The organism is Bacillus sp. FSL R10-2201, assembly GCF_038008665.1.
GTDB lineage: Bacteria > Bacillota > Bacilli > Bacillales > Bacillaceae_G > Bacillus_A > Bacillus_A mycoides.
Genome location: NZ_JBBOZP010000001.1, coordinates 4,479,274 through 4,503,484, shown reverse-complemented (window position 1 = coordinate 4,503,484; position 24,211 = coordinate 4,479,274). Strand labels below are relative to the sequence as shown.

Genomic DNA, 24,211 nt, shown 5'->3' with positions numbered 1-24,211 from the left:
AAAAAATCCTTTAGTAAGCAGTTCATAATATGACGGGAAGAAGGCGAGTCTGTGCAAATTGTAAAAAAGGAGAAGTTTGTTTTAAAAGAATTTGTGTTTGAAAATGGTAGGGAAATTCCTGTTCAAATGGGGTATGAGATGTATGGCACTTTAAATAGAGAAAGATCAAATGCGATTTTGGTTTGTCACTATTTTAGTGCAACAAGTCATGCGGCAGGAAAATATACAGAGCATGATGAGGAAGCTGGTTGGTGGGATGGATTAATTGGACCTGGAAAAGCAATTGATACAAATAAATATTTCGTTATATGCACTGATAACCTTTGTAATGTACAGGTGAAGAATCCCTACGTAATTACAACGGGACCAAAATCGATAAATCCGATGACTGGTTTTGAGTATGCGATGGATTTTCCAGTTTTCACATTTTTAGATGTAGCACGTATGCAATATGAGTTAATAAAAGATATGGGGATTGCTAGGCTACATGCTGTAATGGGACCGTCGGCAGGTGGGATGATTGCGCAGCAATGGGCTGTTCACTATCCTCATATGGTAGAGCGAGTGATTGGAGTTATTACGAATCCACAAAATCCAATTATAACGTCGGGAAATGTAGCGCAAAATGCGATTGAAGCAATTCAGCTTGATCCAAACTGGAAAGGTGGAAAGTATGGAGAAGAGCAGCCAACGAAAGGTCTTCATTTAGCAAATCGAATGATGTTTATGAATGCGTTTGATGAACATTTTTATGAAACGGCATTCCCGCGGAACAGTATAGAAATGGCACCTTATCAGGAATTTTCTGCATTAACATCATTTGAGAAAGAGATTAATAAAGTGACATGCAAAAGTATAGATTTAGTAGATGCAAATTCGTGGATGTACACTGCGAAAGCAGTCTTATTACATGATATTGCGCATGGATTTTCTTCTTTAGAAGAGGCTCTTTCTAATATAGAAGCGAATGTACTCATGATTCCGTGCAAACAAGATTTACTTCAGCCACCTCGTTATAATTATAAAATGGTAGACATTTTGCAAAAGCAAGGGAAGTACGCAGAAGTATATGAGATAGAAAGTATAAATGGGCATATGGCAGGAGCGTTAGATGTTCATTTATTTGAAAAGAAAATTTATGAGTTTTTAAACCGGAAAGTATCTAGTTTTGTGTAGGAAATAATTAATGTGGAAAGGTGCATGATTTATAGTAGGCACCTTTTTTTACATGATTTGCAGACGGAAAATATATGAAGCGATTGATAAACCGAAGAAAGCTATACTAAGTAATAGAAATAAGAATGACATTTCTTGAGGGGATTTTATCTTTTTATTATTTTTCATACTAAGAGCAATAACTGCAAAAACTAAGAAAATGATGCCCATAATGAAAAGAAAAAGTGTCATTTTAACTGGCTCCTTTCATCAAACAAGTATATTGAGGATACAATGCGTCAGTTATGTTTGTAAAGAATAAGTTTTGCTGGAAAATTGAGAAATAAATGTTCCATTCTTTGCGTTCCTTCCTTCGCGTGCTAAAATTGATGAGAAATGATTGTTTAAAGAAGAAACTGAAGGTTTTATTGTATATAAGGAGGAACTACATATGACAGAAGTAAAAACAATTACTACAGAAGAAGTGCAAGAGCGTTTAGAAAATGGAGAAACATTATTTTTAGTAGATGTAAGGGAAGATGAAGAAGTAGCGGCAGGGAAAATTCCAGAAGCTGTACATATTAAAATGGGCGATATTCCAAATAAAGTGGATTTCTTTGAGAAAGAGAATGAATATATCTTTATTTGCCGTTCGGGAATGCGTAGTGAAAATGTATGCCATTATTTAAATGAGCAAGGGTTTAAAACGGTGAATATGGTTGGCGGTATGCTTCAATATGAAGGCGAAACTAAATAAGTAGCTGCAAAAACTTGAAACGTGTTTGTTTCAAGTTTTTTTCTTTTGCATACAGTATACAAAAGGGGGAGGCGAAATGGGAATTAACATGCGTAAAGTAAAAATTATAAATAATACAGGAGCTGTTAATGTTGGCGACTGTTATGATATCTCACCTTTAGCTGTGGCAAAAATATATGCTGGTGCTGGAGGATCGAGTGCGGCTGTTTTTTTAAATGGGAAACGACAGCCAGAAGCTGTGATTAGAACATCAGTGTTTCTTCCGCCATTAGCGACGAGTACACGTACATTAGGTGCATAAAGGAAAGGTAGAGTGTAAGTATGCCTGCACGTATTAAAGAATTTATTATCGTTAATAATACTGGAAATATATTTACAGGGGATAATTTGAGTGATACTTCATTTACTGCTTCGAAATCGTATAGTGGTTCAATGGGGTGCACTTGGATTGACGTTGTTACAGTAATAGGGACGGAGACGAAGCTTTGTTTACAACCGGGAGATTCGGTGACGACAACCTATACACGAGGTACCCCTGCTGGTACTGTAACGGGAACAAATATGGGGCAAGGTGCAAATGTATCGAGTATATCGCAAGCTGTCCCTAATACAGATAATATGGATTCAGCTGCTGGACTCCCTTAAGGAATTAAGGGAGTTTTTATTATTTAGAATAAAAATAGTCTTTGAGATTGTTTTTGTAAATACATATTAAGAAGAAGAGGTTTGTTTAAAGTAAAAAAGATGGTGTGTAGGTGGTGAAAGTGTGAAAGAGCGCGATAGACAAAATTCATTAAACTCTAATTTCAGAATTTCACCGAATCTTATTGGACCTACTTTTCCTCCCGTTCCAACGGGATTTACTGGCATTGGGATTACTGGTCCAACCGGTCCACAAGGCCCGACTGGCCCACAAGGACCAAGGGGATTTCAAGGTCCGATGGGGGAGAAGGGCCCGACAGGACCTCAAGGAGTGCAAGGGATTCAAGGACCAGCTGGACAAATGGGTGCAACAGGACCAGAAGGACAGCAGGGCCCACAAGGATTAAGGGGACCACAGGGAGAAACTGGAGCGACAGGACCTCAAGGAGTGCAAGGGTTACAAGGTCCAATTGGTCCGACCGGAGCGACTGGGGCACAAGGTATACAGGGGATACAGGGATTACAGGGGCCGATTGGAGCTACCGGGCCAGAGGGACCTCAAGGAATTCAAGGAGTGCAAGGGGTACCGGGTGCAACAGGTTCACAAGGAATACAAGGAGCTCAAGGGATACAAGGCCCACAAGGACCGAGTGGAAATACGGGAGCAACAGGAGCGACTGGTCAGGGGATTAGTGGTCCGACTGGAATAACAGGTCCAACAGGGTTAACTGGCCCATCTGGAGGACCTCCAGGTCCGACTGGAGCAACTGGTGCGACAGGGCCAGGAGGTGGACCGAGTGGAAGTACAGGTGCGACGGGAGCGACTGGAAATACTGGAGTAACTGGAAGTGCGGGAGTGACTGGAAATACAGGTCCGACTGGAAGTACAGGAGAAACAGGAGCACAGGGCCTGCAAGGAATACAAGGGGTTCAAGGGCCAATTGGACCAACGGGTCCAGAAGGTCCGCAAGGTATTCAAGGTATTCCTGGTCCGACAGGAGTAACTGGTGAACAAGGAATCCAAGGGGTTCAGGGAATTCAAGGGATAACGGGGGCAACTGGAGATCAAGGTCCGCAAGGTATACAAGGGGCCATAGGACATCAAGGTATAACAGGAGCAACAGGAGATCAAGGCCCACAAGGAATACAAGGGGTACCTGGTCCAACCGGGGACACAGGCTCACAAGGAGTCCAAGGAATTCAAGGGCCAATGGGTGATATAGGACCAACAGGCCCAGAAGGCCCAGAAGGACTTCAGGGTCCGCAAGGAATACAAGGAGTGCCAGGACCAGCTGGAGCAACAGGTCCAGAGGGCCCACAAGGAATCCAAGGAATTCAAGGACCAATAGGAGTAACAGGTCCAGAAGGCCCACAAGGAATTCAGGGAATACAAGGGATTCAAGGTATAACAGGAGCAACCGGAGCACAAGGAGCAACTGGAGTTCAAGGTGTTCAAGGGAATATAGGAGCAACAGGTCCAGAGGGCCCGCAAGGAGTGCAAGGTACTCAAGGGGATATAGGTCCAACAGGTCCAATGGGTCCACAGGGAGTTCAAGGTATCCAAGGAATTCAAGGACCGACGGGTGCGCAAGGAGTGCAAGGCCCACAAGGAATTCAAGGAATCCAAGGGCCGACAGGAGTAACTGGAGATACGGGTACAACAGGGGTGACAGGGGAAGGGACTACAGGAGCAACTGGAGTAACTGGTCCAACAGGTGTAACTGGTCCATCAGGAGGCCCAGCCGGACCGACTGGCCCAACAGGTCCATCAGGTCCGACGGGAGTGACAGGTCCATCAGGTGGACCACCTGGTCCGACAGGAGCGACAGGTGTAACGGGAGGAGTAGGAGATACGGGAGCAACAGGGGCGACGGGTGTGACCGGAGCAACTGGAGTAACTGGTGCAACCGGAGCAACGGGGCTGCAGGGTCCACAAGGAATACAAGGAGTACAAGGAGACATAGGCCCAACCGGTCCGCAAGGTGTTCAAGGTCCACAAGGGATCCAAGGTATAACGGGAGCAACGGGAGATCAAGGGCCGCAAGGAATTCAAGGCCCGCAAGGAATCCAAGGTCCAACAGGTCCTCAAGGAATCCAAGGAGGTCAAGGCCCACAAGGGATACAAGGGGCAACAGGTGCAACCGGAGCACAAGGCCCACAGGGAATTCAAGGGATACAAGGAGTGCAAGGTCCGACTGGTCCACAAGGCCCAACCGGAATACAAGGTGTGCAAGGAGAAATAGGTCCAACAGGTCCGCAAGGTGTGCAAGGTTTACAAGGTCCGCAAGGCCCAACCGGGGACACAGGTCCAACAGGCCCACAAGGCCCACAAGGAATTCAAGGTCCAACGGGAGTAACAGGAGCGACAGGTTCACAAGGAATTCAAGGTCCAACGGGGGCAACAGGAGCGACAGGTTCACAAGGAATCCAAGGTCCAACGGGAGCAACGGGAGCAACAGGAGCAACAGGAGCAACAGGGGTGACTGGAGTTAGTACAACTGCAACGTATTCCTTTGCAAATAATACTTCAGGAAGTGCTATTTCCGTGTTGTTAGGCGGTACGAATATACCATTACCGAACAATCAAAATATTGGACCGGGAATAACAGTTAGTGGTGGAAATACTGTGTTTACCGTTACAAATGCAGGTAATTATTATATAGCCTACACAATTAATATAACGGCAGCTTTACTTGTAAGTTCGCGTATAACTGTAAATGGAAGTCCGCTAGCAGGAACAATAAATTCACCGGCAGTGGCTACAGGTTCATTTAATGCGACAATTATTAGTAATTTAGCTGCGGGCTCTGCTATTAGTTTACAGTTATTTGGATTACTTGCAGTGGCTACATTATCTACGACAACGCCAGGAGCTACTCTAACTATTATTAGATTAAGTTAATAAGCAAAAAAACCTTGGAACTTTTATGTTTCAAGGTTTTTTATCCCTCTATTTGTGGGCTAATAATCAGTGGGGATGGACAAAACCCCCACTGATTAAAGTTTCACTTTATTCACTTGAGCAAAAACATCGCGGTTCAAAAATATATTATAATAGAATGAAGAGAGGTATAAATTTGGCAGAAAGGGAGAGTGGCGATGCAGGAGAAGGTTAAAGATTTTTTCGGACGCCCACTTCAAGATTTACGCATCTCTGTCATTGATCGTTGTAATTTACGGTGTACGTATTGTATGCCAGCCGAAGTGTTTGGTCCTGATTATGCTTTTTTGAAAGATGAGTTTTTACTGACATTTGATGAAATAGAGCGATTAGCAAAAGTATTTGTTAGCATCGGTGTACGGAAAATTAGACTTACTGGTGGCGAACCCTTGCTCCGTAAGGACTTAGCAAAACTTATCGAACGTCTCGTGAAAATTGACGGTTTAGTAGATATAGGATTAACGACAAATGCGATTCATTTAACGAAGCAAGCGAAGGCGTTAAAAGAAGCTGGGTTACACCGAGTAAATGTTAGTTTGGATGCGATAGATGATAATGTGTTCCGCGCAATTAATGGCCGGAATATGAATACGAAGCCAGTGTTAAAAGGAATTATGGCAGCGAAAGAAGCAGGCCTTGAAGTGAAAGTAAATATGGTTGTAAAAAAAGGAATGAATGATCATCAAGTACTTCCGGTTGCTACGTATTTTAAAGAACAAGGAATCACGCTTAGATTTATTGAGTTTATGGATGTTGGCAGTACGAATGGATGGAATTTTGATCAAGTTATTACGAAACGAGAATTAATTGATATGATTCATGGGGTGTATCCAATTGAGCCAGCTGAAGCTCATTATTTTGGTGAGGTTGCGAAGCGGTATCGATACGTTGGAACGAATGTAGAGGTTGGTTTTATTACCTCCGTTTCTGAGTCATTTTGTTCTTCTTGTACGAGAGCAAGAATTTCGGCAGATGGAAAGTTTTATACTTGCTTGTTTGCGACAGAAGGAATGGATTTAAGGAAACTTCTCAGGGAAAACCTTTCGGATAATGAGTTATTAAAAGCTATACAATATGTATGGGAGAATAGAAAAGATCGATATTCAGATGAACGGACAGAAGAAAGTGCGAAAAATCGTCCGAAAATTGAAATGTCTTATATAGGAGGATAAGAAAGGGGGATGTCGTATGCAAGAGCGATATTCAAGACAAATGTTATTTTCTGGTGTTGGGGAAGAAGGGCAACGGAAAATAAGAGGGAAGCACGTGCTCGTCATCGGTGCTGGTGCGCTCGGAGCAGCGAATGCAGAAGCAATTGTTAGAGCAGGTGTTGGAAAAATTACAATTGCGGATCGTGATTATGTAGAATGGAGTAATTTACAAAGGCAACAATTATATACAGAAGAAGATGCGAAGCATTATAAGCCGAAAGCAATAGCGGCAGCAGAACATTTAAAGGCAATTAATTCCGAAGTAGAAATTGTACCGGTTGTGACTGATGTAACGGTGCAAGAAATGGAAGAGTTAATTAAAGGTGTAGATTTAATATTAGATGCGACAGACAATTTTGAAACGCGCCTTCTTATTAATGATATATCCCAGATGTATAACGTTCCATGGATATACGGAGGATGTGTTGGAAGTTACGGAGTAACTTATACAATCTTGCCAGGAAAAACGCCGTGTTTTCGATGTTTAATGGAACATCCGGCGAGCGGAGCGACATGTGATACGGCCGGTATTATACAGCCAGCAGTGCAATTAGTAGTTGCACATCAAATAACGGAAGCCTTGAAAATATTAGTAGAAGATTTTGAGGCACTTCGTGAAACGATGCTATCATTTGATCTTTGGAATAATCAACAGATGGCATTTAAAGTGAATAGGCAGAAAAAGGATACATGTTTATCCTGTGGAAAGTTACGTACATATCCGAGTTTAACATTTGAAGCACAAACGAAAACAGAAGTATTATGTGGGCGAAATACAGTTCAAATCCGTCCAGGTGTGCGTCAGGGTTTTAATTTAGAAGAAATTAAAAAGCGCTTACAAAAAAGTGTGGATGTAAAAGCAACGCCGTATTTATTATCATTTCCAGTGGAAGAATATCGTTTTGTTTTATTTACAGATGGCAGGGCGTTTATTCATGGTACGAATGATATGAATGTTGCGAAACGACTATATGCAAGATATATAGGTTGAACCTAAAGGGGAATCCTTTAGGTTCAAATGGAAAAGGTAGGATTAAGAATTTCTAATATAATCTCCATTTTTTCCGCCCGTTTTTTCAAGTAAGTACGTTTCGCCAATAATCATACCTTTATCAACGGCTTTACACATGTCATATACAGTAAGAGCGGTAGCGGAAGCGGCTGTTAAAGCTTCCATCTCAACGCCGGTACTACCTTCTGTTTTAACTTTTACTTCAATAAGTAGCCGATACTGTTCTTCTGACTGTTTCCAATCGAAAGAGACGTCAACACCTTTTAATAATAAAGGATGGCACATTGGGATAATATCAGAAGTACGTTTTGCAGCCATAATACCTGCGATTTGTGCGACGGCTAATACGTCACCTTTACCAATTTCATTGCGTGAGATTTTATCAAAAATTTCTTTTGTAACGAGAATGCTAGAGCATGCTATTGCTGTTCGAACGGTTATTTTTTTGTCACTTATATCAACCATTTTAGCGCGCCCTTGGTCGTTGAAATGTGTGAATGAAGACATGGAATTCCTCCTTGAAGTAATTGCGATTTAATATATAAAGTGTAATCGAGATTAGATATTTTGCAAATATGAGGTGAGAAACAATGGTAGAAAAACGAATCCCGATTCAAGTTGCTGAGGCTGTAGAGCGGGTTATGAAATATGCTAAGCATGGTGAAGTAGAAGAAGTTTCTATTACAGAAAGTTATGGGAGGATTCTTGGAGAGGATGTTGTCTCAGATCACGACGTTCCTCACTTTGATCGTTCTCCTTACGATGGTTTCGCAATTCGAGCAGAAGACACGAAGGAAGCGAGTCAAGAGCAGCCGATTGAATTTGAAGTAATAGGAGAGATCGGAGCAGGATCTGTTTTTACAGAAGAAGTAGGGGCTTTTCAGGCGGTTCGTATTATGACAGGAGCAGCTATTCCAGAAGATTGCAATGCAGTCGTAATGCTAGAACTGACGGAAGGATTCGAGAGGAACGAAAGTATATATATGAAGCTAAAACGTCCTTTCCAAAACGGTGACAATGTGTCATTTAAAGGAGAAGATATAAAACAAAATCAAGTCCTCGTTAAGAAAGGTGTTGTAATCAATCCAGGTGTTGCCGCATTATTAGCGACGTTTGGATATAGCACTGTGAAAGTTGTAAAACAGCCTGTTGTCGGTATTGTAACGACAGGAAGTGAATTACTAGAAGTGCATGAGGCGTTAGAGCCAGGGAAAATTAGAAATAGTAACTCTTACATGATTGCCGCTCAAATTATGAAAGCTGGCGGGAAAGTGCGTTACTATGGACAACTTGCCGATGAGTTAGATGCATGTTTTACAGCTGTTAAATCAGCGATGGATGAGGTTGATATTTTAATTACAACGGGCGGTGTTTCAGTAGGGGATTACGACTATTTGCCAGCTATTTATGAAAGGTTACAGGCGAATGTACTCTTTAATAAAATAGCGATGAGACCGGGGAGTGTAACGACAGTAGCTGAAGTTGATGGAAAGCTACTCTTTGGTTTATCAGGTAATCCGTCAGCTTGTTATGTAGGTTTCGAATTATTTGTGCATCCAATTATGAAAACGTATTTGCATGTGAAGGAGCCTCACGTATATAGAACTGATGCTATTTTACAAAAAGATTTCCCGAAACCAAATCCGTTTACTCGTTTTGTAAGAGCAAAAGCGAGTATTGTTAATGGGGCACTACAAGCGATGCCAGTCGGTTTAGATAAATCGAGTGCAGTCTCTTCACTTGCGGATGCAAATGCTTTTATCGTGCTGCCTGGAGGAACGAGAGGATTTGAAGCAGGAATGAAAGTGTCTGTATTATTGTTAGAATGCTCTGAGGGAAGTGATTGGCCGTGGACAAAGCCTCTTCAATCTTACAAATAGTAGGGTATCAAAATAGCGGGAAAACAACACTTGTAGAGAAGATGGTGCATGCATTAACTGAAAGAGAAATGAAGGTTGCTACAATTAAACATCATGGTCACGGGGGCTTTCCTGAAGTAGCGCAAAAAGATAGTGAAAGACACAGAAAAGCTGGTGCTGTAGTAAGTAGTGTAGAAGGTGCCGGATTACTATCTTTGTCCTCTTTGCGAGATGAATGGTCCTTGCAAGAAATTATCCGCTTGTACGAATTTTTTGAAGTAGATACGATTTTAATAGAGGGCTATAAAGCTGAGAACTATCCGAAAGTAGTGTTACTTCGTTCTGCGGAAGACGCTGAACTTTTACATAAAGTAGAAAATATAGCGGCAGTTATTACGTGGTATGATGCTTCGTCAAATGTACGAGAAGAATATAAAGTATTTCATATAACAGAAGAAAAATTGTATATAGACTGGTTTTTACAAACGGCTAGGGGTGCAAAATGATAAATACGTATTATGAAGTAATTGATACAGAAATCTCGATTGAAGAGGTGACAAAGAAAGTAGTTCGCCGTGAATGTGGTGCTGTTACAACATTTATCGGGACAGTTAGGGAGTTTACGAAAGGGCATCGTACACTATACTTAGAGTATGTAGCTTATAAGACGATGGCAGAAAAAATGCTGCAGAAAATTGGGTCAGAAGTGAAGGAGAAGTGGCCCGGTACACATGTTGCGATTACGCATCGCATCGGCACGCTGCAAATTTCTGATATAGCGGTTGTTGTTGCTGTATCAACGCCTCATCGCAAAGAGGCTTATGAAGCGAATGAATATATTATGGAGCGTATTAAGCAAATTGTTCCAATTTGGAAAAAGGAGTTTTGGGAAGATGGTGACTCATGGATTGGTGACCAATTAGAAAAAACACCATATCCAGCAGGAGAGCCTGGGAAGGAGTTATAAATATGATTCGAGTATTGTTATTTGCGAACTTGCAAGAAGAAGCAGGAACGAGTGAATTACAAATAGAGAAAGAAAATATTACTGTTGCAGAGTTAAAAGATATTGTTGCGAAAGAATATAATGTACCAGTGTCAGCGCCAATTATGGTTGCGATTAATGAAGAGTACGCAAATGAAGATGACACGATACACACTGGTGATGTAGTTGCACTAATACCACCAGTGAGTGGTGGTTAATATTGGATTTATGCTATAAAAAACGACTTTCCTAAATAGGGAAAGTCGTTTTTTTATGGCATTTTGGAGAACACTATCTTATAGGAAAAGGAGGAAGTTATGAAAAAGATATGTGTAATGATTGCAATGATATGTTCTGTTTTTTTCTTTTCTCCAAGCAATTCTTTGGCAAAGGAATCGACGGAACAGCTTTTAGAAAGTGCGTTACTGAATCGATATTACTCGGTTATAAGGCAAGTGACAGAAGATCAATATGAATGTGACTCAGTTACAAATATAAAGCGTCTAGGCAAGAAAGATGAGTTTGTTCCTAGGTTTGAAGTTACGATACAATTTCTTACATTTCAAGGGGCACATAATCCGCCGAATGATAAAGTTACACTTACTTTGGAAGACAATTTAGATCACATAAAGATAAAGAAAGTGGAGCGAGAAAAGAATGTTTCTGGTGCTATTGTAGAAAAGATTTGTGCACGAAAAAACGAAAAAATAAAAGCTCACTCTAATGATTTAGAGCGATAACCTATGACATTTTGTAGAGAAAGGTAATGAGCGATGGATATACTTTTAGCGATTTTACCAGCTATATTTTGGGGGAGTATTGTACTATTTAACGTGAAACTGGGTGGGGGACCGTATAGTCAAACGCTCGGTACAACGTTCGGTGCACTTATCTTCTCAATTGTTGTTTATATTTTTATGAAGCCGGTATTAACTCCGACCGTTATTGGAGTTGGAATTGTATCTGGCTTATTTTGGGCACTTGGTCAAGCGAATCAATTAAAAAGTATTGATTTAATGGGTGTTTCTAGAACGATGCCGATTTCAACAGGGCTTCAATTAGTCGCAACAACATTATTTGGGGTTATCGTGTTTCATGAATGGTCAACGACGATATCGGTCGTTCTTGGAGTTTTGGCGCTCGTTTGTATTATTATCGGGGTTATTTTAACATCGCTTCAAAGTAAAGAAGAGAAGAATGCAGAGCAAGCAGGAAATTTTAAAAAAGGAATTATTATTTTATTAATTTCAACAGTCGGTTATTTAGTTTACGTAGTAGTTATCCGGTTATTTAACGTGAACGGTTGGTCGGCTTTATTACCACAAGCGGTCGGTATGGTATTAGGCGGGATTTTACTCACATTTAAACATCATCCATTCAATAAATATGCGATTCGAAATATTCTTCCAGGATTGATTTGGGCAGCTGGAAATATGTTTTTATTCATTTCGCAGCCAAGAGTTGGGGTCGCAACAAGCTTTTCCCTTTCACAAATGGGAATTATTATTTCGACGCTTGGCGGGATTTTTATGTTAGGTGAAAGGAAAACGAAGCGTCAATTAATTGGGATTGTTATTGGTATCGTTTTTATCATTGCAGCTGGAATTATGCTGGGGATTGCGAAAGGTTAAGGAGGTATTAAAATGTATAGCGATTTAGAAGGGAAAGTCGTCGTTATTACAGGATCAGCAACTGGTCTTGGAAGAGCCATGGGAGTAAGATTTGCTAAAGAGAAGGCGAAAGTTGTTATTAACTATCGCTCAAGAGAGTCAGAAGCGAACGATGTATTAGAAGAAATAAAAAAGGTAGGTGGAGAAGCGATTGCTGTAAAAGGTGATGTGACGGTCGAGGCAGATGTTGTGAACCTCATTCAATCTGCTGTGAAAGAGTTTGGTACGCTCGACGTTATGATTAATAATGCAGGGATAGAAAACGCGGTACCCTCGCATGAAATGCCGTTAGAGGATTGGAATAAAGTAATTCATACAAATTTAACAGGTGCTTTTTTAGGAAGTCGTGAAGCGATTAAATATTTTGTGGAACACGATATTAAAGGTTCGGTTATTAATATGTCTAGTGTTCATGAAAAAATCCCGTGGCCATTATTTGTGCATTATGCGGCTAGTAAGGGAGGGATTAAGCTTATGACAGAAACGTTAGCGTTAGAATATGCACCAAAAGGTATTCGGGTAAATAATATTGGTCCTGGTGCAATTAATACGCCAATTAATGCTGAAAAATTTGCTGACCCGAAAAAACGTGACGACGTAGAAAGTATGATTCCAATGGGGTACATTGGAAAACCTGAAGAAATCGCAGCAGTAGCAACGTGGCTCGCTTCAGCAGAGGCAAGTTACGTAACTGGAATTACGTTATTTGCAGATGGTGGAATGACTCTATACCCAGCGTTTCAAGCGGGGCGTGGGTAATATGAAAAGCCAAAGAGATTTAACTCTTTGGCCTTTTTTACGCAAAAAAAAATAGCGGTCGGCTATTTTTAAAATTAATGATTGATTGTATCTTGAAGAAATTCTGTTGCTTGATGTTCTGAAACATTCTGTACGAGCGCAACTTCACTAATAACCATTTTACGCGCATTATCTAGCATTTGTTTTTCGCTCGCATTTAATGCTCTTTCTTTATTGCGACGAAGTAAATCACGAACAACTTCTGCACTATCTTGAAGATTGCCGTTCTTCATTTTTTCCATATTCATTGTATATCTTTGTTTCCAAGAGAGTGAGGGGTCTGATTCCCCATGATGAAATTCAAGAAGTATACCATCTAACGTACCTTTATCGACGATATAACGTATACCTGATTTTTGTAATTGATTTATCGGAAGCATTACTTGCATATCTTTACTAATGATGCGTATAACACAATATTGACGCGTAGTGCCTAATATTTCTTTCTCTTCAATTGCTTCGATGATTCCTGCACCGTGCATTGGATAAACGATTTTATCACCAATTTGAAACAAATCATCCACCTCCGTATGTGGTAACTACTTTTAATGATAACATACCAGGATAAAAATGTCAAATTTTATATAATATCACATCTGATATACTGTAGTCAATATATAAAAGTCGTTTTTTTGTTTGTTTTTTTGCTCTTATAAGTTGAATAAATAGGGGGAATTTTTTTAGAAAAATAGTACAGGCGCAGAAAGAGGGCATATCCACTTATTTTTAAGCATAAAATATAAAATCGCTAATACAATATACCTAAATCCGTTCTTTGCAAGGGAGGGAGAGAAGGTGGGGCGCACAATTAGAATTGATATTACAAATAAAGTTGTAGCTAAATTTAGGCAAGATTATTTGGAATTATATACGAGTAAGTTTATGATAGGTAAGTTTTATGTCTATACTGAAGATAAACAATATGTGTTAGAAGACGGATATATATATGAAGATGGAAAGTTTTATCGCATCATAGATACGCACCGTGGCAATAAACAAGCGGCGGAGGGCTGCGATCTAGGATGGTGTTAACATGATTCGTGTGAAAGTGTTTGATGAAAGTCATGAAAAAGACTTAGAAGACGCTGTAAATGTATTTTTGAAAAAAATTGATGATAGTAACTTTGTAGATATTAAGTACCAAGTCGGTGTTTCTATTAACGATGACGAAAACCAAATTTATTGTTTTTCAGCAATGATCGTTTATAAAGCATAAAAAAGAGCTGGGTGAGCCAGCTCTTTTTTATGTTTTATGTTGGGACAACATGTGTCGGTAATACGTTCATAATAGATTGAGTTGTGCCTAATTTCTTTGTCGCTAAAAGAGGCGCCCCTGTTTCATGGTTTTGGGCATCTGTACACATACCAAGGTGATAACGACCACCTAAAAATGGATCAATATAAAAACCGTTTTTAAAAACTTTATCATTCGGGTGTTTTTCATGGTGAATTTCAGAACAGTTAATGCAATAGAACATAGCTTTCATCTCCTTTTTATTTTTGTTTGAAAAAGTGGGTCGGTAGTCATTTCGCTCCTAAGGAAATGTTGAGGAGAAGAGAAATAACTACCTACCCAAATGGCGGGCATACTCCTTCTGATTTTTACATATCTCGCGTATTGTCCCCGAGGGAAGGAGGAGAGACGAAGTACAGATGAGATAAGTTAGGCGCTTCTCTCAATAGGAGTGATAGAGTTTCATATTGAGGGAATTTTCTATTTTTCATTGCCTTTGTGAGTATATTATGAAGGAATGGTGAGAGGGTGTTTGTCCTGTTGAAAAAATGTTGAGAATTTCTCAACAGTGAAAAAGAGTCTTTCTTGACATGAAACCAAAAGGTGTTATATTGTTAATATGAAACTAAAAGGTGTTATATTTTAATGCCGAATAAAGGAGATATAAAATGGAACAACAAAATACATTAAATGATATTAAACAAACAATCGTTTTTAACGCGCCTATTCAAAAAGTATGGAATGTAGTATCGACTGCAGAAGGAATTGCGTCATGGTTTATGCCAAATGATTTCGAATTAGCGGTAGGACATGAGTTTCATGTGCAATCACCTTTCGGACCATCACCATGTAAAGTGTTAGAGATTGATGAGCCGAATTATTTATCTTTCTCATGGGACACAGATGGCTGGGTTGTTTCATTTAATTTGAAAGACCTAGGAGATAATAAAACAGAATTTACGTTAATTCACGGCGGCTGGAAACATCCTGATGAAATCCTTCCGAAAGCGAATGCGAAGAGCTCTATTATTCGCGATAGAATGAATGGTGGCTGGGTAGCGATTGTAAATGAAAAACTGAAAAAGGTTGTCGAAGGTTAAGTGTCCTCGTCAGCAGCGAAATATGATGTATTTCAAGCAATTGCTGATCCAACCCGCCGAGAAGTGTTACGGTTATTAAGTGATAAAGAGTTACCAATTTCAAAAATAACGGATCATTTTCCGATGAGCCGTACTGCAGTTGTAAAGCACCTTCATATTCTTTCAGAAGCGAATTTAGTGAGTGGAAGAAAGAGTGGAAGAGAGAAGATATATCGTTTGCACCCAGAACCATTAGAGGAATTACAGCAGTGGCTCTCGTACTATGAACGATTTTGGGATAATAAATTGTCCGTGCTTAAACATATTGTGGAGAATGAAGAGTAGATTTTATGCAAAAAGGATGACCAAAATGGTCATCCTTTTTTTATTGTTCACTTGTTTGTTTAGCTGGCTTTAATAGGATCCAAGCGATAATTAATGTGAATACCGCTAATACGAAAGTGCTCATATAAATGACGTGTACACTTGATGCTAATGCGGATTGTGACTCGGTTGCTACGTTTGCTGTAGCCCCTCCATGTCCGCCAGAAGAAACAAGATCAAGGTTTTTAATGCCACGTGCATGAATCATCGTATTGAAGATCGTTCCGAAGATTGCAGCTCCTAGTGTTTGACTAAATGTATTAATAAATGTATTTAAACCAACTGCCGTTCCGCGCGTATGGGCCGGTACAGCTGCTTGAATTGTTACCATGTAAATTGGTGTAACAAGCCCCATTCCTAAGCCGAATAATCCGACTGCAACATAAATAAGGAATGATGGTGAATCTGTTGATAATGTAAATAATAAGAAAGTAGCAACTGATAAAATGCTAGCTCCAAGTAAAATAATTTGTTTCGTTTGTAACTTGCCAACTAAGTTACCGGAGAACATAGCACCGAATGTCCACATAACAGGAATCGGCATTAAAATGAGTCCAGCCTCTGTCGCATTTTTTCCTAAAACACCTTGGCTCCAAATTGGAAGATACACTGTAATACTAATAATCATTGCGCCAGCAATAAGTGTTAGTATGTTTATTGTAGATAATGTACGGTTAGAGAAAAGTGCTAGCGGAATTAATGGCTCCGGAGACTTTTTCTCGATGTATAAGAAAATAATGAATGAAACAGCGGCAAAGATTAATAGGCCGATAATTGAAATGTCTCCCCAGTTTTGCTTACTGCTACCTGTTAATAATGCGTATAGTAAAGCAATTGTACTTAATGAGAAAACTGTCGCACCAAGATAGTCGATATGTTGCTTAGCGGCGGACTTAACAGATTCCTTATAAGAAGTGGCAAACATTAAGCAAGCGATAATTCCAAAAGGAACGTTTAAGAAGAAAATATAGCGCCAAGAAAGAGAATCGACTAAAAATCCACCTACTAACGGCCCAATAACACCAGATACACCCCAAACGGCACTCATCCAGCCTTGTGCTTTCGCGCGGTCTTTCGCTTCGCTATATAGATCTCCAATAATCGTCATTGTGATCGGCATAACAGCACCAGCCCCTATACCTTGAAGAGCACGGAAGAAGATTAATTGTTCCATTGATGTAACGACTCCGCAAAGTGCAGAACCGATTAAGAAGATTGTTGCTCCGATGAGCAGAACTTTTTTACGGCCGAATAAATCAGCTAGCTTTCCGTATATTGGAGTCGAAACAGCTGTTGCAAGCATATAGATTGCATATACCCAACTAACAAGTTCGACACCTGACAAATCACTCGTTATACGAGGGATCGCTGTACTAACAATCGTTCCTTCTACCGCAGAAAGAAACGTCATTAGCATTAAAGACATCATGACTTTTTTTCTCATTTGTTTTCCCCTTACCCTTTTTCGAATATTCAACAATATAAAATATAAAGGTACTAAGGTATATAAAGCAACAAAAAAGCAATGGGAAGTTAGGAGGAAGGGATATTTTTGAAGAAACGGTCGACATATTTAAAGTATCGCCGATATAATTTCGTGTATTACTTTGCTATTTCAACATACTAAAAAAAGAAACAGGAGTCCCTGTTTCTTCTTTAATATTGCATTTTTGAATTTTGTCCTGCTGTTGTTCCGGCAATTCGGCCAGTAACAAGGGCAGATGTAATGTTATAGCCGCCAGTATAACCGTGAATATCAAGAACTTCTCCACAGAAGTATAAACCATTCGTGAATTTCGAAGCCATTTCTTTCGGGTTAATTTCTTTAACGGATACCCCTCCGCCAGTAACGAATGCTTTTTCAATTGACTGCGTACCATTTACATGGACGGTAAATTCTTTAAAATCTTTCACAAGTGCGCGAATCTTCTCATGAGAAACTTGTCCAGCTTGTTCGCTACCGTCAATTTCATTTTTTTCTAATAAGAATAGGAAGTAACGTTCAGGAACATAGCCTTTTAAAACGTTTTTAATTCCTTTTTTCGGATCTTCTTTCATTTGTTTCAGCATGCGCTGGAACAGTTGCTCACTATTTTCTTCTGGCAATGCATCGATACTCATGTGCACTGTGTTCGTTTTAAACTTTTTCATCGCTTTCACAACGAATTGGCTACAGCGAAGAGCAGCAGGACCAGATAGGCCGAAGTGAGTGAAAAGCATGTCCATTTTATGAGAAATGATAACTTTTCCTTTCGGGTTTAATACACTTAAGTTTACATCTCGTAAAGCAAGACCTTGTAATGTGCGGTCACGAATAAACGGTTCGTTTGAAAGAATTGGTACTTCTGTTGGGAAAAGTTCTGTAATTGTATGCCCAGCTTTTTCAGCCCAAGCGTATCCGTCTCCAGTAGAACCAGTTTGAGGAACAGATTTTCCGCCAACAGCGATAACGACGTGATTCGTTTCTAACACTTCACCTGTTTGCAGAATAACAGCCTTCGTTTGACCGTTTTCATACTCAATCGTTTCGACAGGCGTATTCGTACGTATTTTCACACCTAAGTCTTTTAATCGTGTTAACAGTGCATCTACAACAGATTGCGCTTTATTTGATACTGGGAACATGCGGCCATGATCCTCTTCTTTCAGTTGTACACCGAGATTTTCGAAGAATGTAATAATATCTTCATTACTGAAAATAGAAAAAGCACTGTATAAGAAGCGACCATTTCCAGGTATATGTTTAACGATTTCATCAAGTGGTAGACGGTTCGTTACGTTACAACGACCACCACCAGAAATCGCAAGTTTACGTCCTAGTTTATTTCCTTTATCAAGAAGTAAGACGCTTGCGCCTTCTTCAGCAGCACCGATTGCAGCCATTAGCCCTGAAGGACCGCCGCCGATGACAATAACATCATAATGCATAATATATCGACCTCATTTTCTACATTTCCTGCCTAAAAGAATAGCATGTTTTCCCTTAAAAGAAAAATAGAGTGAAGTACTGCTTAAGAGGAGAATTGTGGTACAATACAAAAGTTAGAGTTCAGCATTATCCTGCTATTTATGGGCAATAAGACTACTACCTTAAGATTTTGGAGAAGTAAAGAGGGAGTTAAAGCAGCCTGTAAATGCTTGAATGGTTAGTAGGAGGAGAGTCTCCCACTAATTATAGTTTCACTTTATGTAGATGTAGGAGGATTTTCGTATGTCCGATTCAAAATTTCTGCGCGGAACGCTTATTGTGACGTTAGGGACATTTTTAGTAAAGTTCTTAGGCATGATTTACGTTTTTCCGTTTCATGCATTAGTAGGCACAGAAGGCGGAACGCTCTATACATATGGATACATTCCATATACGATATTTTTAAGTATCGCAACGGCAGGAGTGCCGCTTGCTGTTTCTAAGTTTGTTTCCAAATATAATGCACTTGGAGATTATAAAACGAGCCGGAGAATGTTCCGCTCGGGAATGGTTATGATGATAGTAACAGGAGTTCTTTCCTTCTTAGTACTGTACATGACCGCACCATTATTTGCAGAAGCAATGCTTGGTAAACAAAGTTTACAAAATAAGATAGAAGAAGTTACGACGATTATTCGCCTCGTAAGTTTTGCGCTTATTGTTGTGCCGGCAGCAAGTTTGATTCGTGGTTATTTCCAAGGCCACCAATCGATGGGACCGACTACGGTTTCACAAATTATTGAGCAAATTATTCGTATCGTCTTTTTATTAGCGGGTAGTTTCATCGTTATTAAAGTACTTGGCGGTACAGTAGCAACGGCAGTTGGGGTTGCGACATTCGCTGCGTTCGTTTCAGCAGTTGGAGCACTTGGCGTATTAATTTGGTACTGGTTAAAACGTAAAAAATATTTGGATCAATATTTAATTGAGCAAACTGTACCAGAATCGACGGTAAGTACCGCTCAATTGTTTAAAGAGTTGTTTGCATATGCAATCCCTTACGTTGTAATTGGATTAACAATTCCTTTATATCAACAAATTGATACATTGACATTTAACTCTATTATGCAGGCGATTGGCCAAGGAGATATCGCAGAGCGAGCACTCGGTATTTTCACGATGTGGACGCATAAATTAATTATGATTCCAGTATCACTTGCAACAGCGTTTAGTTTAACGCTCGTGCCAGCGATTACAAAGTCGTTTACTGAAAAGCAATACCGTTATTTGAAATTACAAATTACACAAACATTCCAGGCGAATATGTTTTTAACATTGCCAGCAGTTGTCGGTATTTCTACACTTGCATATCCGATTTACACTGCTTTCTACGATTCAGACCCACTAGGTGGACAAGTATTAATGTGGTATGCGCCAGTTGCATTGTTATTCGCTTTATTCACAGTAACAGCAGCAATTCTGCAAGGGATTAACCAGCAGAAACATGCGATTGTTGCGCTTGTGATGGGTGTTATTTTGAAATTTGCATGTAACGTAATCTTTATTCGTTATTTCGGTACAGTTGGGGCGATTTTGGCTACTGCAGTCGGCTTCTTAGCTTCCGTATGGTATACGAATAGACAAATTAAAAAACACGCACACTATTCATTTGGTGTTGTATATAAGAGAACATTCCAAATTGCAGTCTTAACACTTGTAATGGTTATTGCTGTAAAACTATCACAATGGCTTCTATCCTTCATGATTTCGCCTGATGGCCGTATTGGTGCTCTTATTACAGTTGCGATTTGTGCAGGTATTGGTGGTCTTGTTTACGGATTGTTAGCGATTCGCACAGGAGTACTAGAAAGAGTATTTGGCGGAGAAGCTTTAGAGAAAATCCAGCGTAAACTTGGTAGTAGATTCAAAATAAAGTTGAAATCAAAAGGGGCGTAAATACGTCCCCTTTTCTATGATAAATAAAGAAGGTGAAGAACATGAGATTAGATAAATTATTAGCGAATATGGGACACGGAAGTAGAAAAGAAGTAAAGAAATTACTGAAAGACGGCGTTGTGAAGATTGATGGAACGCCAGTGAAAGATGCGAAGTTTCATGTGAATGTAGAAGAGCAAGAGGTTATGATTCACGGTGAAGTTGTGGAATATAAAGAGTTTGTTTATTTAATGATGCATAAACCACAAGGTGTTATTTCAGCGACAGAAGATGATAACCACGAAACAGTAATAGATTTATTAGAATTAGAAGATGCGATTTTCGATCCATTCCCTGTTGGAAGGCTCGATATTGATACAGAAGGTTTCTTATTAATCACAAATGATGGGAAGTTAACGCATCAACTATTATCTCCGAAAAAGCATGTGCCGAAAAAATATTATGCACACATTTCAGGTGTTGTAACGGAAGAGGATGTAATAGAATTCGCTAAAGGTGTTATTTTAGAAGATGGCTATGAAACGAAGCCAGGCGAACTTACAATTTTAAAAAGTGATGATATTTCTGAGATTGAACTCGTTATTACAGAAGGAAAATTCCATCAAGTGAAGCGTATGTTTGAAGCGGTAGGGAAAAAAGTAGTTTATTTAAAGAGAACAGAGATGGGACCTTTAATGTTAGATGAAGAGTTAGAACTTGGGCAATATCGTGAATTAACAGATGAAGAAGTAGAAATGTTAAAGACGTATCAAGTAGATAACGAAAAGTAATGCCAATTTCAGAGCATAGAAAAGACCCCTTTCTAATGAGTTAGAAAGGGGTATGTATTTATTTACATACAATTATTTTTTATTATGAGGTCATTCTCACTTTCTTTCCTGTCGTTGTCCACTTGCCGCGGCAAGGGCTATACACGAGTTCATTAAACTGCAACACATTTAGATCACGTTGTATTGTTCGCGGTGTGATCCCGAACTCATCTACAAGGTCTTTCGTTGTTACCGTACCGTTTTCATTGATGTACATATAAATCGATTTAATGCGTGTTAGCATACGAGTAGTTGTAGGTTTCAAGAGAAAACCGCTCCTCTACTAGTTTTTTTGACCCCATTCAGGAAAGAAGGTCGTTACTACCATTGTACTCTACATGATAAAATTCATGCTTTAACTTACTTAAATTTTACAAAAGTTTAACAAATATTCATATAGAAAAATATTGGTAGTTGACATTGTATGTCTGGTCAGTCAACTAACTCATAAATTTCTACGTAAAACGCCAAATTCCTGCAAATTTTTTTTAAAAAATAAAAGAAAAACTAATAAGAAATATCTGAAATATTACAATTGTCCGTTATTAGGTTTTCATGTATGGCATAAGAGATTTTCGTTTGCTATGATGAAAGAGACAATATAGTGAAGGATGGATGCGTAATGTCGACGATTAATTGGACAGAAGAAGTTACAAAACGAAAAGATGATTTAATTCGTGATACACAAAAATTTTTACAAATTAAAAGTGTATGGGAAGAAGAATCTGCGAAAGAGGGCGCACCATTTGGTGAAGGTGTAGAAAAAGCCTTATCTTTCATGTTACATAAAGGAGAAGCAGAAGGTTTCTGTTCTAAAAATTTAGAAGGATATGCAGGTCATCTTGAAATGGGACAAGGAGAAGAATTAGTAGGTATTCTTTGTCACGTTGATGTTGTACCAGAAGGAGATGGCTGGACAACGCCTGCGTATAGTGCGGATATTCGCGACGGGAAGATTTTTGCACGCGGTGCAATTGATGATAAAGGGCCGACGATGGCAGCTTATTATGCGATGAAAATCGTTAAAGAATTAGGCTTACCTCTTTCAAAACGTGTTCGTATGATTTTAGGAACAGATGAGGAAAGTAATTGGAAGTGTGTAGATCATTATTTTAAAAATGAAGAAATGCCAACAATCGGTTTTGCGCCGGATGCAGATTTTCCGATTATTAATGCGGAAAAAGGAATTTCTGACATACAAGTTGTGCAAAGTGGTGGCGAAGAGAAAGAAGGCACATTTAAGCTTATTTCATTTGAGTCAGGTCGTCGTTTAAATATGGTTCCTGATTTTGCAGAAGCAGTTATTACAGGAGAAGATGTAAATACACTTACAGTAGCATATGAAGAGTATTTACAAACTGCTAAAAAAATAGGTAAAGCAATTGTAGAAGGAAAGACGGTGACGTTGCAAATCAAAGGGATTTCAGCTCACGGATCTACTCCGGAAAAGGGAGAAAATGCAGGTTTATTATTGGTAAACTTCTTAACGAAAGTTTCTCTTGATGGAAAAGGGGCTTCATTTGCCTCGTTTGTAACAGAAACATTTACAGGTGATATTATTGGAGAAAAAGCTGGTATTTCTTATAAAGACGATATTAGCGGGCCGTTAACAGTGAATGTTGGTCGCCTGTCTTACTCGCAAGAAAACGGTGGTAATTTAGGATTAAATGTACGCTATCCAGTTACAACTAACTTTGAAGAAACAATTGCAAAGTTAAAAGAATATGTTGGTACTCATGGATTTGAAGTAGCGGATTATTCTAACTCTCGCCCGCATCACGTTGACAAAGATCATACGTTAATTCGTACTTTGCAACGTGTATATGAAGAACAAACTGGTGAAAAAGCTGAATTGTTAGCAATTGGCGGTGGTACTTATGCTCGTTCATTGAAAGCTGGTGTTGCATTTGGCCCGTTATTCCCAGGAAAAGAAGAACTTGCGCATCAAAAAGATGAGTACATTGAAATTGAAGATTTATTAAAAGCGACAGCGATTTATGCTCAGGCAATTCATGAATTAGCGAAATAAAAGATATTTAAATAATGACCGCTCTCTACTTTAGAGGGCGGATTCTTTTTAGCTGAATGAGATAAGGAAGAAAAGCAACAATAACATAAAGGAGACGATGTAGATGGTGCCGCATTATTTTGTCGCAGTAACTTTACCACGTCATATAAAAGAAATTCTTTCTAATTATAAAGAGGAAATGAAGGATGAATTAACATTTCGCTCGTGGGTACATGAAGAAGACTATCATATTACCCTTTCATTTTTAGGAAGTGCGACAGAGGAACAGTTAGAAGGAATAAAGAATGGATTACAAACACTTACAGAAAAAACGGAATTATCGTTCACGTTACAAGGACTTTCTACATTCGGACAGGTGGACCAGCCGCGTATATTTTGGGCGGGGATAAGTGATAATCAAGATTTGTTTAGTTTACAAAAGCAAGTGCATACAATTTGTGAAGAAAATGGCTTCTCTCTAGATACACGTCCTTATCATCCACATATTACTGTTGCGCGTAAATGGGTAGGAGAAAAAGTGTTTGATCTGACAAATGTAAAAGAGTTACCTGTAACATCATTTCAAGCAGATACGATTACTTTGTATGAATCTCACGTTAAGGAAACGCCGAAGTATAAATCGATTACTGAAATAAAACTACAAAAATAGAATGTATGAAAACGTTTTTTATACAGGTGAATATACTATAGGGAATAATGTGTTACTGTATAGAGCTTCGCTGATAAGAAAACCCTTATCACTTGCAGCTCGTTTCACCCCCCTATTTGCGGGCAGTAAGACT

General features: G+C 39.3%; 29 protein-coding genes. 22 read left to right on the top strand and 7 right to left on the bottom strand.

All coding sequences use genetic code 11. The features are described from left to right. Positions 1-51: 51 nt before the first annotated feature. Positions 52-1,176, top strand: coding sequence for an alpha/beta fold hydrolase (locus NSQ69_RS23320; protein WP_328019515.1), 1,125 nt, complete (start codon positions 52-54; stop codon positions 1,174-1,176). 48 nt (positions 1,177-1,224) lie between these two features. Here NSQ69_RS23320 and NSQ69_RS23315 read toward each other — a convergent pair whose 3' ends face one another. Continuing rightward, positions 1,225-1,407 (bottom strand): hypothetical protein, encoded by a 183-nt coding sequence (locus NSQ69_RS23315; protein ID WP_002129493.1) that lies wholly within the window; start codon positions 1,405-1,407, stop codon positions 1,225-1,227. 199 nt (positions 1,408-1,606) lie between these two features. On the opposite strand from NSQ69_RS23315, the gene NSQ69_RS23310 reads away from it, so the two are divergent. From NSQ69_RS23310 to NSQ69_RS23285, 6 genes are all read left to right on the top strand, one after another. Beyond that, complete coding sequence (locus tag NSQ69_RS23310) at positions 1,607-1,912, top strand: rhodanese-like domain-containing protein (protein ID WP_000141214.1); 306 nt, start codon at positions 1,607-1,609, stop codon at positions 1,910-1,912. A gap of 76 nt (positions 1,913-1,988) precedes the next feature. Further along, positions 1,989-2,213: a spore germination protein gene (locus tag NSQ69_RS23305; protein ID WP_000512595.1), complete on the top strand. Its 225-nt coding sequence runs from the start codon at positions 1,989-1,991 to the stop codon at positions 2,211-2,213. 20 nt (positions 2,214-2,233) lie between these two features. Further along, the gene (locus tag NSQ69_RS23300) at positions 2,234-2,557 is read left to right on the top strand and encodes a hypothetical protein (protein WP_002129489.1); all 324 of its coding nucleotides are present in this window, start codon (positions 2,234-2,236) and stop codon (positions 2,555-2,557) included. Between the two features lie 121 nt (positions 2,558-2,678). After that, positions 2,679-5,456, top strand: coding sequence for a BclA-related collagen-like exosporium protein (locus NSQ69_RS23295; RefSeq protein WP_341099721.1), 2,778 nt, complete (start codon positions 2,679-2,681; stop codon positions 5,454-5,456). Between the two features lie 197 nt (positions 5,457-5,653). Beyond that, the gene (gene moaA, locus NSQ69_RS23290) at positions 5,654-6,667 is read left to right on the top strand and encodes a GTP 3',8-cyclase MoaA (RefSeq protein WP_002129486.1); all 1,014 of its coding nucleotides are present in this window, start codon (positions 5,654-5,656) and stop codon (positions 6,665-6,667) included. A gap of 16 nt (positions 6,668-6,683) precedes the next feature. Continuing rightward, the gene (locus NSQ69_RS23285) at positions 6,684-7,697 is read left to right on the top strand and encodes a molybdopterin-synthase adenylyltransferase MoeB (protein ID WP_002067678.1); all 1,014 of its coding nucleotides are present in this window, start codon (positions 6,684-6,686) and stop codon (positions 7,695-7,697) included. Positions 7,698-7,739: 42 nt separating this feature from the next. Here the strand turns inward: NSQ69_RS23285 and moaC are convergent, their stop codons facing one another. Next, positions 7,740-8,225: a cyclic pyranopterin monophosphate synthase MoaC gene (moaC, locus tag NSQ69_RS23280; RefSeq protein WP_002129484.1), complete on the bottom strand. Its 486-nt coding sequence runs from the start codon at positions 8,223-8,225 to the stop codon at positions 7,740-7,742. Positions 8,226-8,308: 83 nt separating this feature from the next. Here moaC and NSQ69_RS23275 point away from each other — a divergent pair, with 83 nt between their 5' ends. From NSQ69_RS23275 to NSQ69_RS23245, 7 genes are all read left to right on the top strand, one after another. Further along, positions 8,309-9,598 carry a molybdopterin molybdotransferase MoeA gene (locus NSQ69_RS23275; RefSeq protein WP_341099719.1) on the top strand — a complete coding sequence of 430 codons (1,290 nt, stop codon included), beginning with the start codon at positions 8,309-8,311 and terminating at the stop codon, positions 9,596-9,598. Then, positions 9,562-10,083: a molybdopterin-guanine dinucleotide biosynthesis protein B gene (gene mobB / locus NSQ69_RS23270; protein WP_002164943.1), complete on the top strand. Its 522-nt coding sequence runs from the start codon at positions 9,562-9,564 to the stop codon at positions 10,081-10,083. Before NSQ69_RS23275 ends, mobB begins: the two co-directional genes overlap by 37 nt. Then, on the top strand, positions 10,080-10,544 hold the full coding sequence (moaE, locus tag NSQ69_RS23265) for a molybdopterin synthase catalytic subunit MoaE (RefSeq protein ID WP_341099718.1): 465 nt from the start codon (positions 10,080-10,082) through the stop codon (positions 10,542-10,544). The genes mobB and moaE overlap by 4 nt, the downstream gene beginning before the upstream one ends. A 2-nt stretch (positions 10,545-10,546) precedes the next feature. Further along, the gene (moaD, locus tag NSQ69_RS23260; RefSeq protein ID WP_002089064.1) at positions 10,547-10,780 is read left to right on the top strand and encodes a molybdopterin converting factor subunit 1; all 234 of its coding nucleotides are present in this window, start codon (positions 10,547-10,549) and stop codon (positions 10,778-10,780) included. Positions 10,781-10,879: 99 nt separating this feature from the next. After that, on the top strand, positions 10,880-11,302 hold the full coding sequence (locus NSQ69_RS23255; RefSeq protein WP_002089063.1) for a DUF3888 domain-containing protein: 423 nt from the start codon (positions 10,880-10,882) through the stop codon (positions 11,300-11,302). A gap of 33 nt (positions 11,303-11,335) precedes the next feature. Beyond that, positions 11,336-12,193: a glucose uptake protein GlcU gene (gene glcU, locus NSQ69_RS23250; RefSeq protein WP_341099717.1), complete on the top strand. Its 858-nt coding sequence runs from the start codon at positions 11,336-11,338 to the stop codon at positions 12,191-12,193. 12 nt (positions 12,194-12,205) lie between these two features. Continuing rightward, positions 12,206-12,991: a glucose 1-dehydrogenase gene (locus NSQ69_RS23245; RefSeq protein ID WP_341099715.1), complete on the top strand. Its 786-nt coding sequence runs from the start codon at positions 12,206-12,208 to the stop codon at positions 12,989-12,991. Between the two features lie 74 nt (positions 12,992-13,065). On the opposite strand, the gene NSQ69_RS23240 is transcribed toward NSQ69_RS23245, so the two are convergent. Continuing rightward, positions 13,066-13,545, bottom strand: a complete 480-nt coding sequence (locus tag NSQ69_RS23240) for a CarD family transcriptional regulator (RefSeq protein WP_002143447.1) — start codon at positions 13,543-13,545, stop codon at positions 13,066-13,068. Positions 13,546-13,825: 280 nt separating this feature from the next. Here NSQ69_RS23240 and NSQ69_RS23235 point away from each other — a divergent pair, with 280 nt between their 5' ends. Beyond that, positions 13,826-14,062, top strand: coding sequence for a DUF2553 family protein (locus NSQ69_RS23235; RefSeq protein WP_002089059.1), 237 nt, complete (start codon positions 13,826-13,828; stop codon positions 14,060-14,062). Between the two features lies 1 nt (position 14,063). After that, positions 14,064-14,246, top strand: coding sequence for a sporulation protein Cse60 (locus NSQ69_RS23230; protein ID WP_000621751.1), 183 nt, complete (start codon positions 14,064-14,066; stop codon positions 14,244-14,246). A gap of 34 nt (positions 14,247-14,280) precedes the next feature. Here NSQ69_RS23230 and NSQ69_RS23225 read toward each other — a convergent pair whose 3' ends face one another. Continuing rightward, positions 14,281-14,508 carry a DUF3973 domain-containing protein gene (locus tag NSQ69_RS23225; RefSeq protein WP_341099713.1) on the bottom strand — a complete coding sequence of 76 codons (228 nt, stop codon included), beginning with the start codon at positions 14,506-14,508 and terminating at the stop codon, positions 14,281-14,283. A 424-nt stretch (positions 14,509-14,932) separates the two neighbouring features. On the opposite strand from NSQ69_RS23225, the gene NSQ69_RS23220 reads away from it, so the two are divergent. Both NSQ69_RS23220 and NSQ69_RS23215 read left to right on the top strand, forming a co-directional pair. Next, a complete protein-coding gene (locus tag NSQ69_RS23220; RefSeq protein ID WP_002015664.1) occupies positions 14,933-15,364 on the top strand; it encodes an SRPBCC family protein in 432 nt (143 codons plus the stop codon). Next, complete coding sequence (locus NSQ69_RS23215) at positions 15,365-15,688, top strand: ArsR/SmtB family transcription factor (protein ID WP_002015665.1); 324 nt, start codon at positions 15,365-15,367, stop codon at positions 15,686-15,688. A 40-nt stretch (positions 15,689-15,728) separates the two neighbouring features. On the opposite strand, the gene NSQ69_RS23210 is transcribed toward NSQ69_RS23215, so the two are convergent. Next, the gene (locus NSQ69_RS23210; RefSeq protein WP_002112346.1) at positions 15,729-17,171 is read right to left on the bottom strand and encodes an MDR family MFS transporter; all 1,443 of its coding nucleotides are present in this window, start codon (positions 17,169-17,171) and stop codon (positions 15,729-15,731) included. A 212-nt stretch (positions 17,172-17,383) separates the two neighbouring features. Then, positions 17,384-18,655: a BaiN/RdsA family NAD(P)/FAD-dependent oxidoreductase gene (locus NSQ69_RS23205; protein ID WP_002129466.1), complete on the bottom strand. Its 1,272-nt coding sequence runs from the start codon at positions 18,653-18,655 to the stop codon at positions 17,384-17,386. 283 nt (positions 18,656-18,938) lie between these two features. Between NSQ69_RS23205 and NSQ69_RS23200 the strand changes: the two genes are divergently transcribed. Together NSQ69_RS23200 and NSQ69_RS23195 are read left to right on the top strand one after the other, a co-directional pair. Beyond that, the gene (locus NSQ69_RS23200) at positions 18,939-20,591 is read left to right on the top strand and encodes a putative polysaccharide biosynthesis protein (protein ID WP_002129465.1); all 1,653 of its coding nucleotides are present in this window, start codon (positions 18,939-18,941) and stop codon (positions 20,589-20,591) included. A gap of 41 nt (positions 20,592-20,632) precedes the next feature. Further along, positions 20,633-21,361: a pseudouridine synthase gene (locus NSQ69_RS23195; RefSeq protein WP_002034388.1), complete on the top strand. Its 729-nt coding sequence runs from the start codon at positions 20,633-20,635 to the stop codon at positions 21,359-21,361. An 82-nt stretch (positions 21,362-21,443) separates the two neighbouring features. Here NSQ69_RS23195 and NSQ69_RS23190 read toward each other — a convergent pair whose 3' ends face one another. Beyond that, on the bottom strand, positions 21,444-21,665 hold the full coding sequence (locus NSQ69_RS23190) for a DeoR family transcriptional regulator (RefSeq protein WP_000805512.1): 222 nt from the start codon (positions 21,663-21,665) through the stop codon (positions 21,444-21,446). Positions 21,666-22,022: 357 nt separating this feature from the next. Between NSQ69_RS23190 and pepV the strand changes: the two genes are divergently transcribed. Continuing rightward, positions 22,023-23,429: a dipeptidase PepV gene (gene pepV / locus NSQ69_RS23185; RefSeq protein WP_002089051.1), complete on the top strand. Its 1,407-nt coding sequence runs from the start codon at positions 22,023-22,025 to the stop codon at positions 23,427-23,429. A 103-nt stretch (positions 23,430-23,532) separates the two neighbouring features. After that, positions 23,533-24,078 carry an RNA 2',3'-cyclic phosphodiesterase gene (gene thpR / locus NSQ69_RS23180; protein WP_002129462.1) on the top strand — a complete coding sequence of 182 codons (546 nt, stop codon included), beginning with the start codon at positions 23,533-23,535 and terminating at the stop codon, positions 24,076-24,078. The last annotated feature ends 133 nt before the right edge of the window (positions 24,079-24,211 follow it).

Excerpts from the sequence above, each read along its gene's own strand:
- NSQ69_RS23195 (WP_002034388.1), top strand. The coding sequence starts at position 20,633 with ATGAGATTAGATAAATTATTAGCGAATATGGGACACGGAAGTAGAAAA.
- NSQ69_RS23300 (WP_002129489.1), top strand. The coding sequence starts at position 2,234 with ATGCCTGCACGTATTAAAGAATTTATTATCGTTAATAATACTGGAAAT.
- pepV (WP_002089051.1), top strand. The coding sequence starts at position 22,023 with ATGTCGACGATTAATTGGACAGAAGAAGTTACAAAACGAAAAGATGAT.
- thpR (WP_002129462.1), top strand. The coding sequence starts at position 23,533 with ATGGTGCCGCATTATTTTGTCGCAGTAACTTTACCACGTCATATAAAA.
- NSQ69_RS23310 (WP_000141214.1), top strand. The coding sequence starts at position 1,607 with ATGACAGAAGTAAAAACAATTACTACAGAAGAAGTGCAAGAGCGTTTA.
- NSQ69_RS23210 (WP_002112346.1), bottom strand. The coding sequence starts at position 17,171 with ATGAGAAAAAAAGTCATGATGTCTTTAATGCTAATGACGTTTCTTTCT.
- NSQ69_RS23225 (WP_341099713.1), bottom strand. The coding sequence starts at position 14,508 with ATGTTCTATTGCATTAACTGTTCTGAAATTCACCATGAAAAACACCCG.
- NSQ69_RS23220 (WP_002015664.1), top strand. The coding sequence starts at position 14,933 with ATGGAACAACAAAATACATTAAATGATATTAAACAAACAATCGTTTTT.
- NSQ69_RS23285 (WP_002067678.1), top strand. The coding sequence starts at position 6,684 with ATGCAAGAGCGATATTCAAGACAAATGTTATTTTCTGGTGTTGGGGAA.
- moaC (WP_002129484.1), bottom strand. The coding sequence starts at position 8,225 with ATGTCTTCATTCACACATTTCAACGACCAAGGGCGCGCTAAAATGGTT.
- NSQ69_RS23315 (WP_002129493.1), bottom strand. The coding sequence starts at position 1,407 with ATGACACTTTTTCTTTTCATTATGGGCATCATTTTCTTAGTTTTTGCA.
- NSQ69_RS23205 (WP_002129466.1), bottom strand. The coding sequence starts at position 18,655 with ATGCATTATGATGTTATTGTCATCGGCGGCGGTCCTTCAGGGCTAATG.
- NSQ69_RS23200 (WP_002129465.1), top strand. The coding sequence starts at position 18,939 with ATGTCCGATTCAAAATTTCTGCGCGGAACGCTTATTGTGACGTTAGGG.
- NSQ69_RS23275 (WP_341099719.1), top strand. The coding sequence starts at position 8,309 with ATGGTAGAAAAACGAATCCCGATTCAAGTTGCTGAGGCTGTAGAGCGG.
- NSQ69_RS23245 (WP_341099715.1), top strand. The coding sequence starts at position 12,206 with ATGTATAGCGATTTAGAAGGGAAAGTCGTCGTTATTACAGGATCAGCA.
- moaD (WP_002089064.1), top strand. The coding sequence starts at position 10,547 with ATGATTCGAGTATTGTTATTTGCGAACTTGCAAGAAGAAGCAGGAACG.
- moaE (WP_341099718.1), top strand. The coding sequence starts at position 10,080 with ATGATAAATACGTATTATGAAGTAATTGATACAGAAATCTCGATTGAA.
- moaA (WP_002129486.1), top strand. The coding sequence starts at position 5,654 with ATGCAGGAGAAGGTTAAAGATTTTTTCGGACGCCCACTTCAAGATTTA.
- glcU (WP_341099717.1), top strand. The coding sequence starts at position 11,336 with ATGGATATACTTTTAGCGATTTTACCAGCTATATTTTGGGGGAGTATT.
- NSQ69_RS23230 (WP_000621751.1), top strand. The coding sequence starts at position 14,064 with ATGATTCGTGTGAAAGTGTTTGATGAAAGTCATGAAAAAGACTTAGAA.
- NSQ69_RS23255 (WP_002089063.1), top strand. The coding sequence starts at position 10,880 with ATGAAAAAGATATGTGTAATGATTGCAATGATATGTTCTGTTTTTTTC.
- NSQ69_RS23305 (WP_000512595.1), top strand. The coding sequence starts at position 1,989 with ATGGGAATTAACATGCGTAAAGTAAAAATTATAAATAATACAGGAGCT.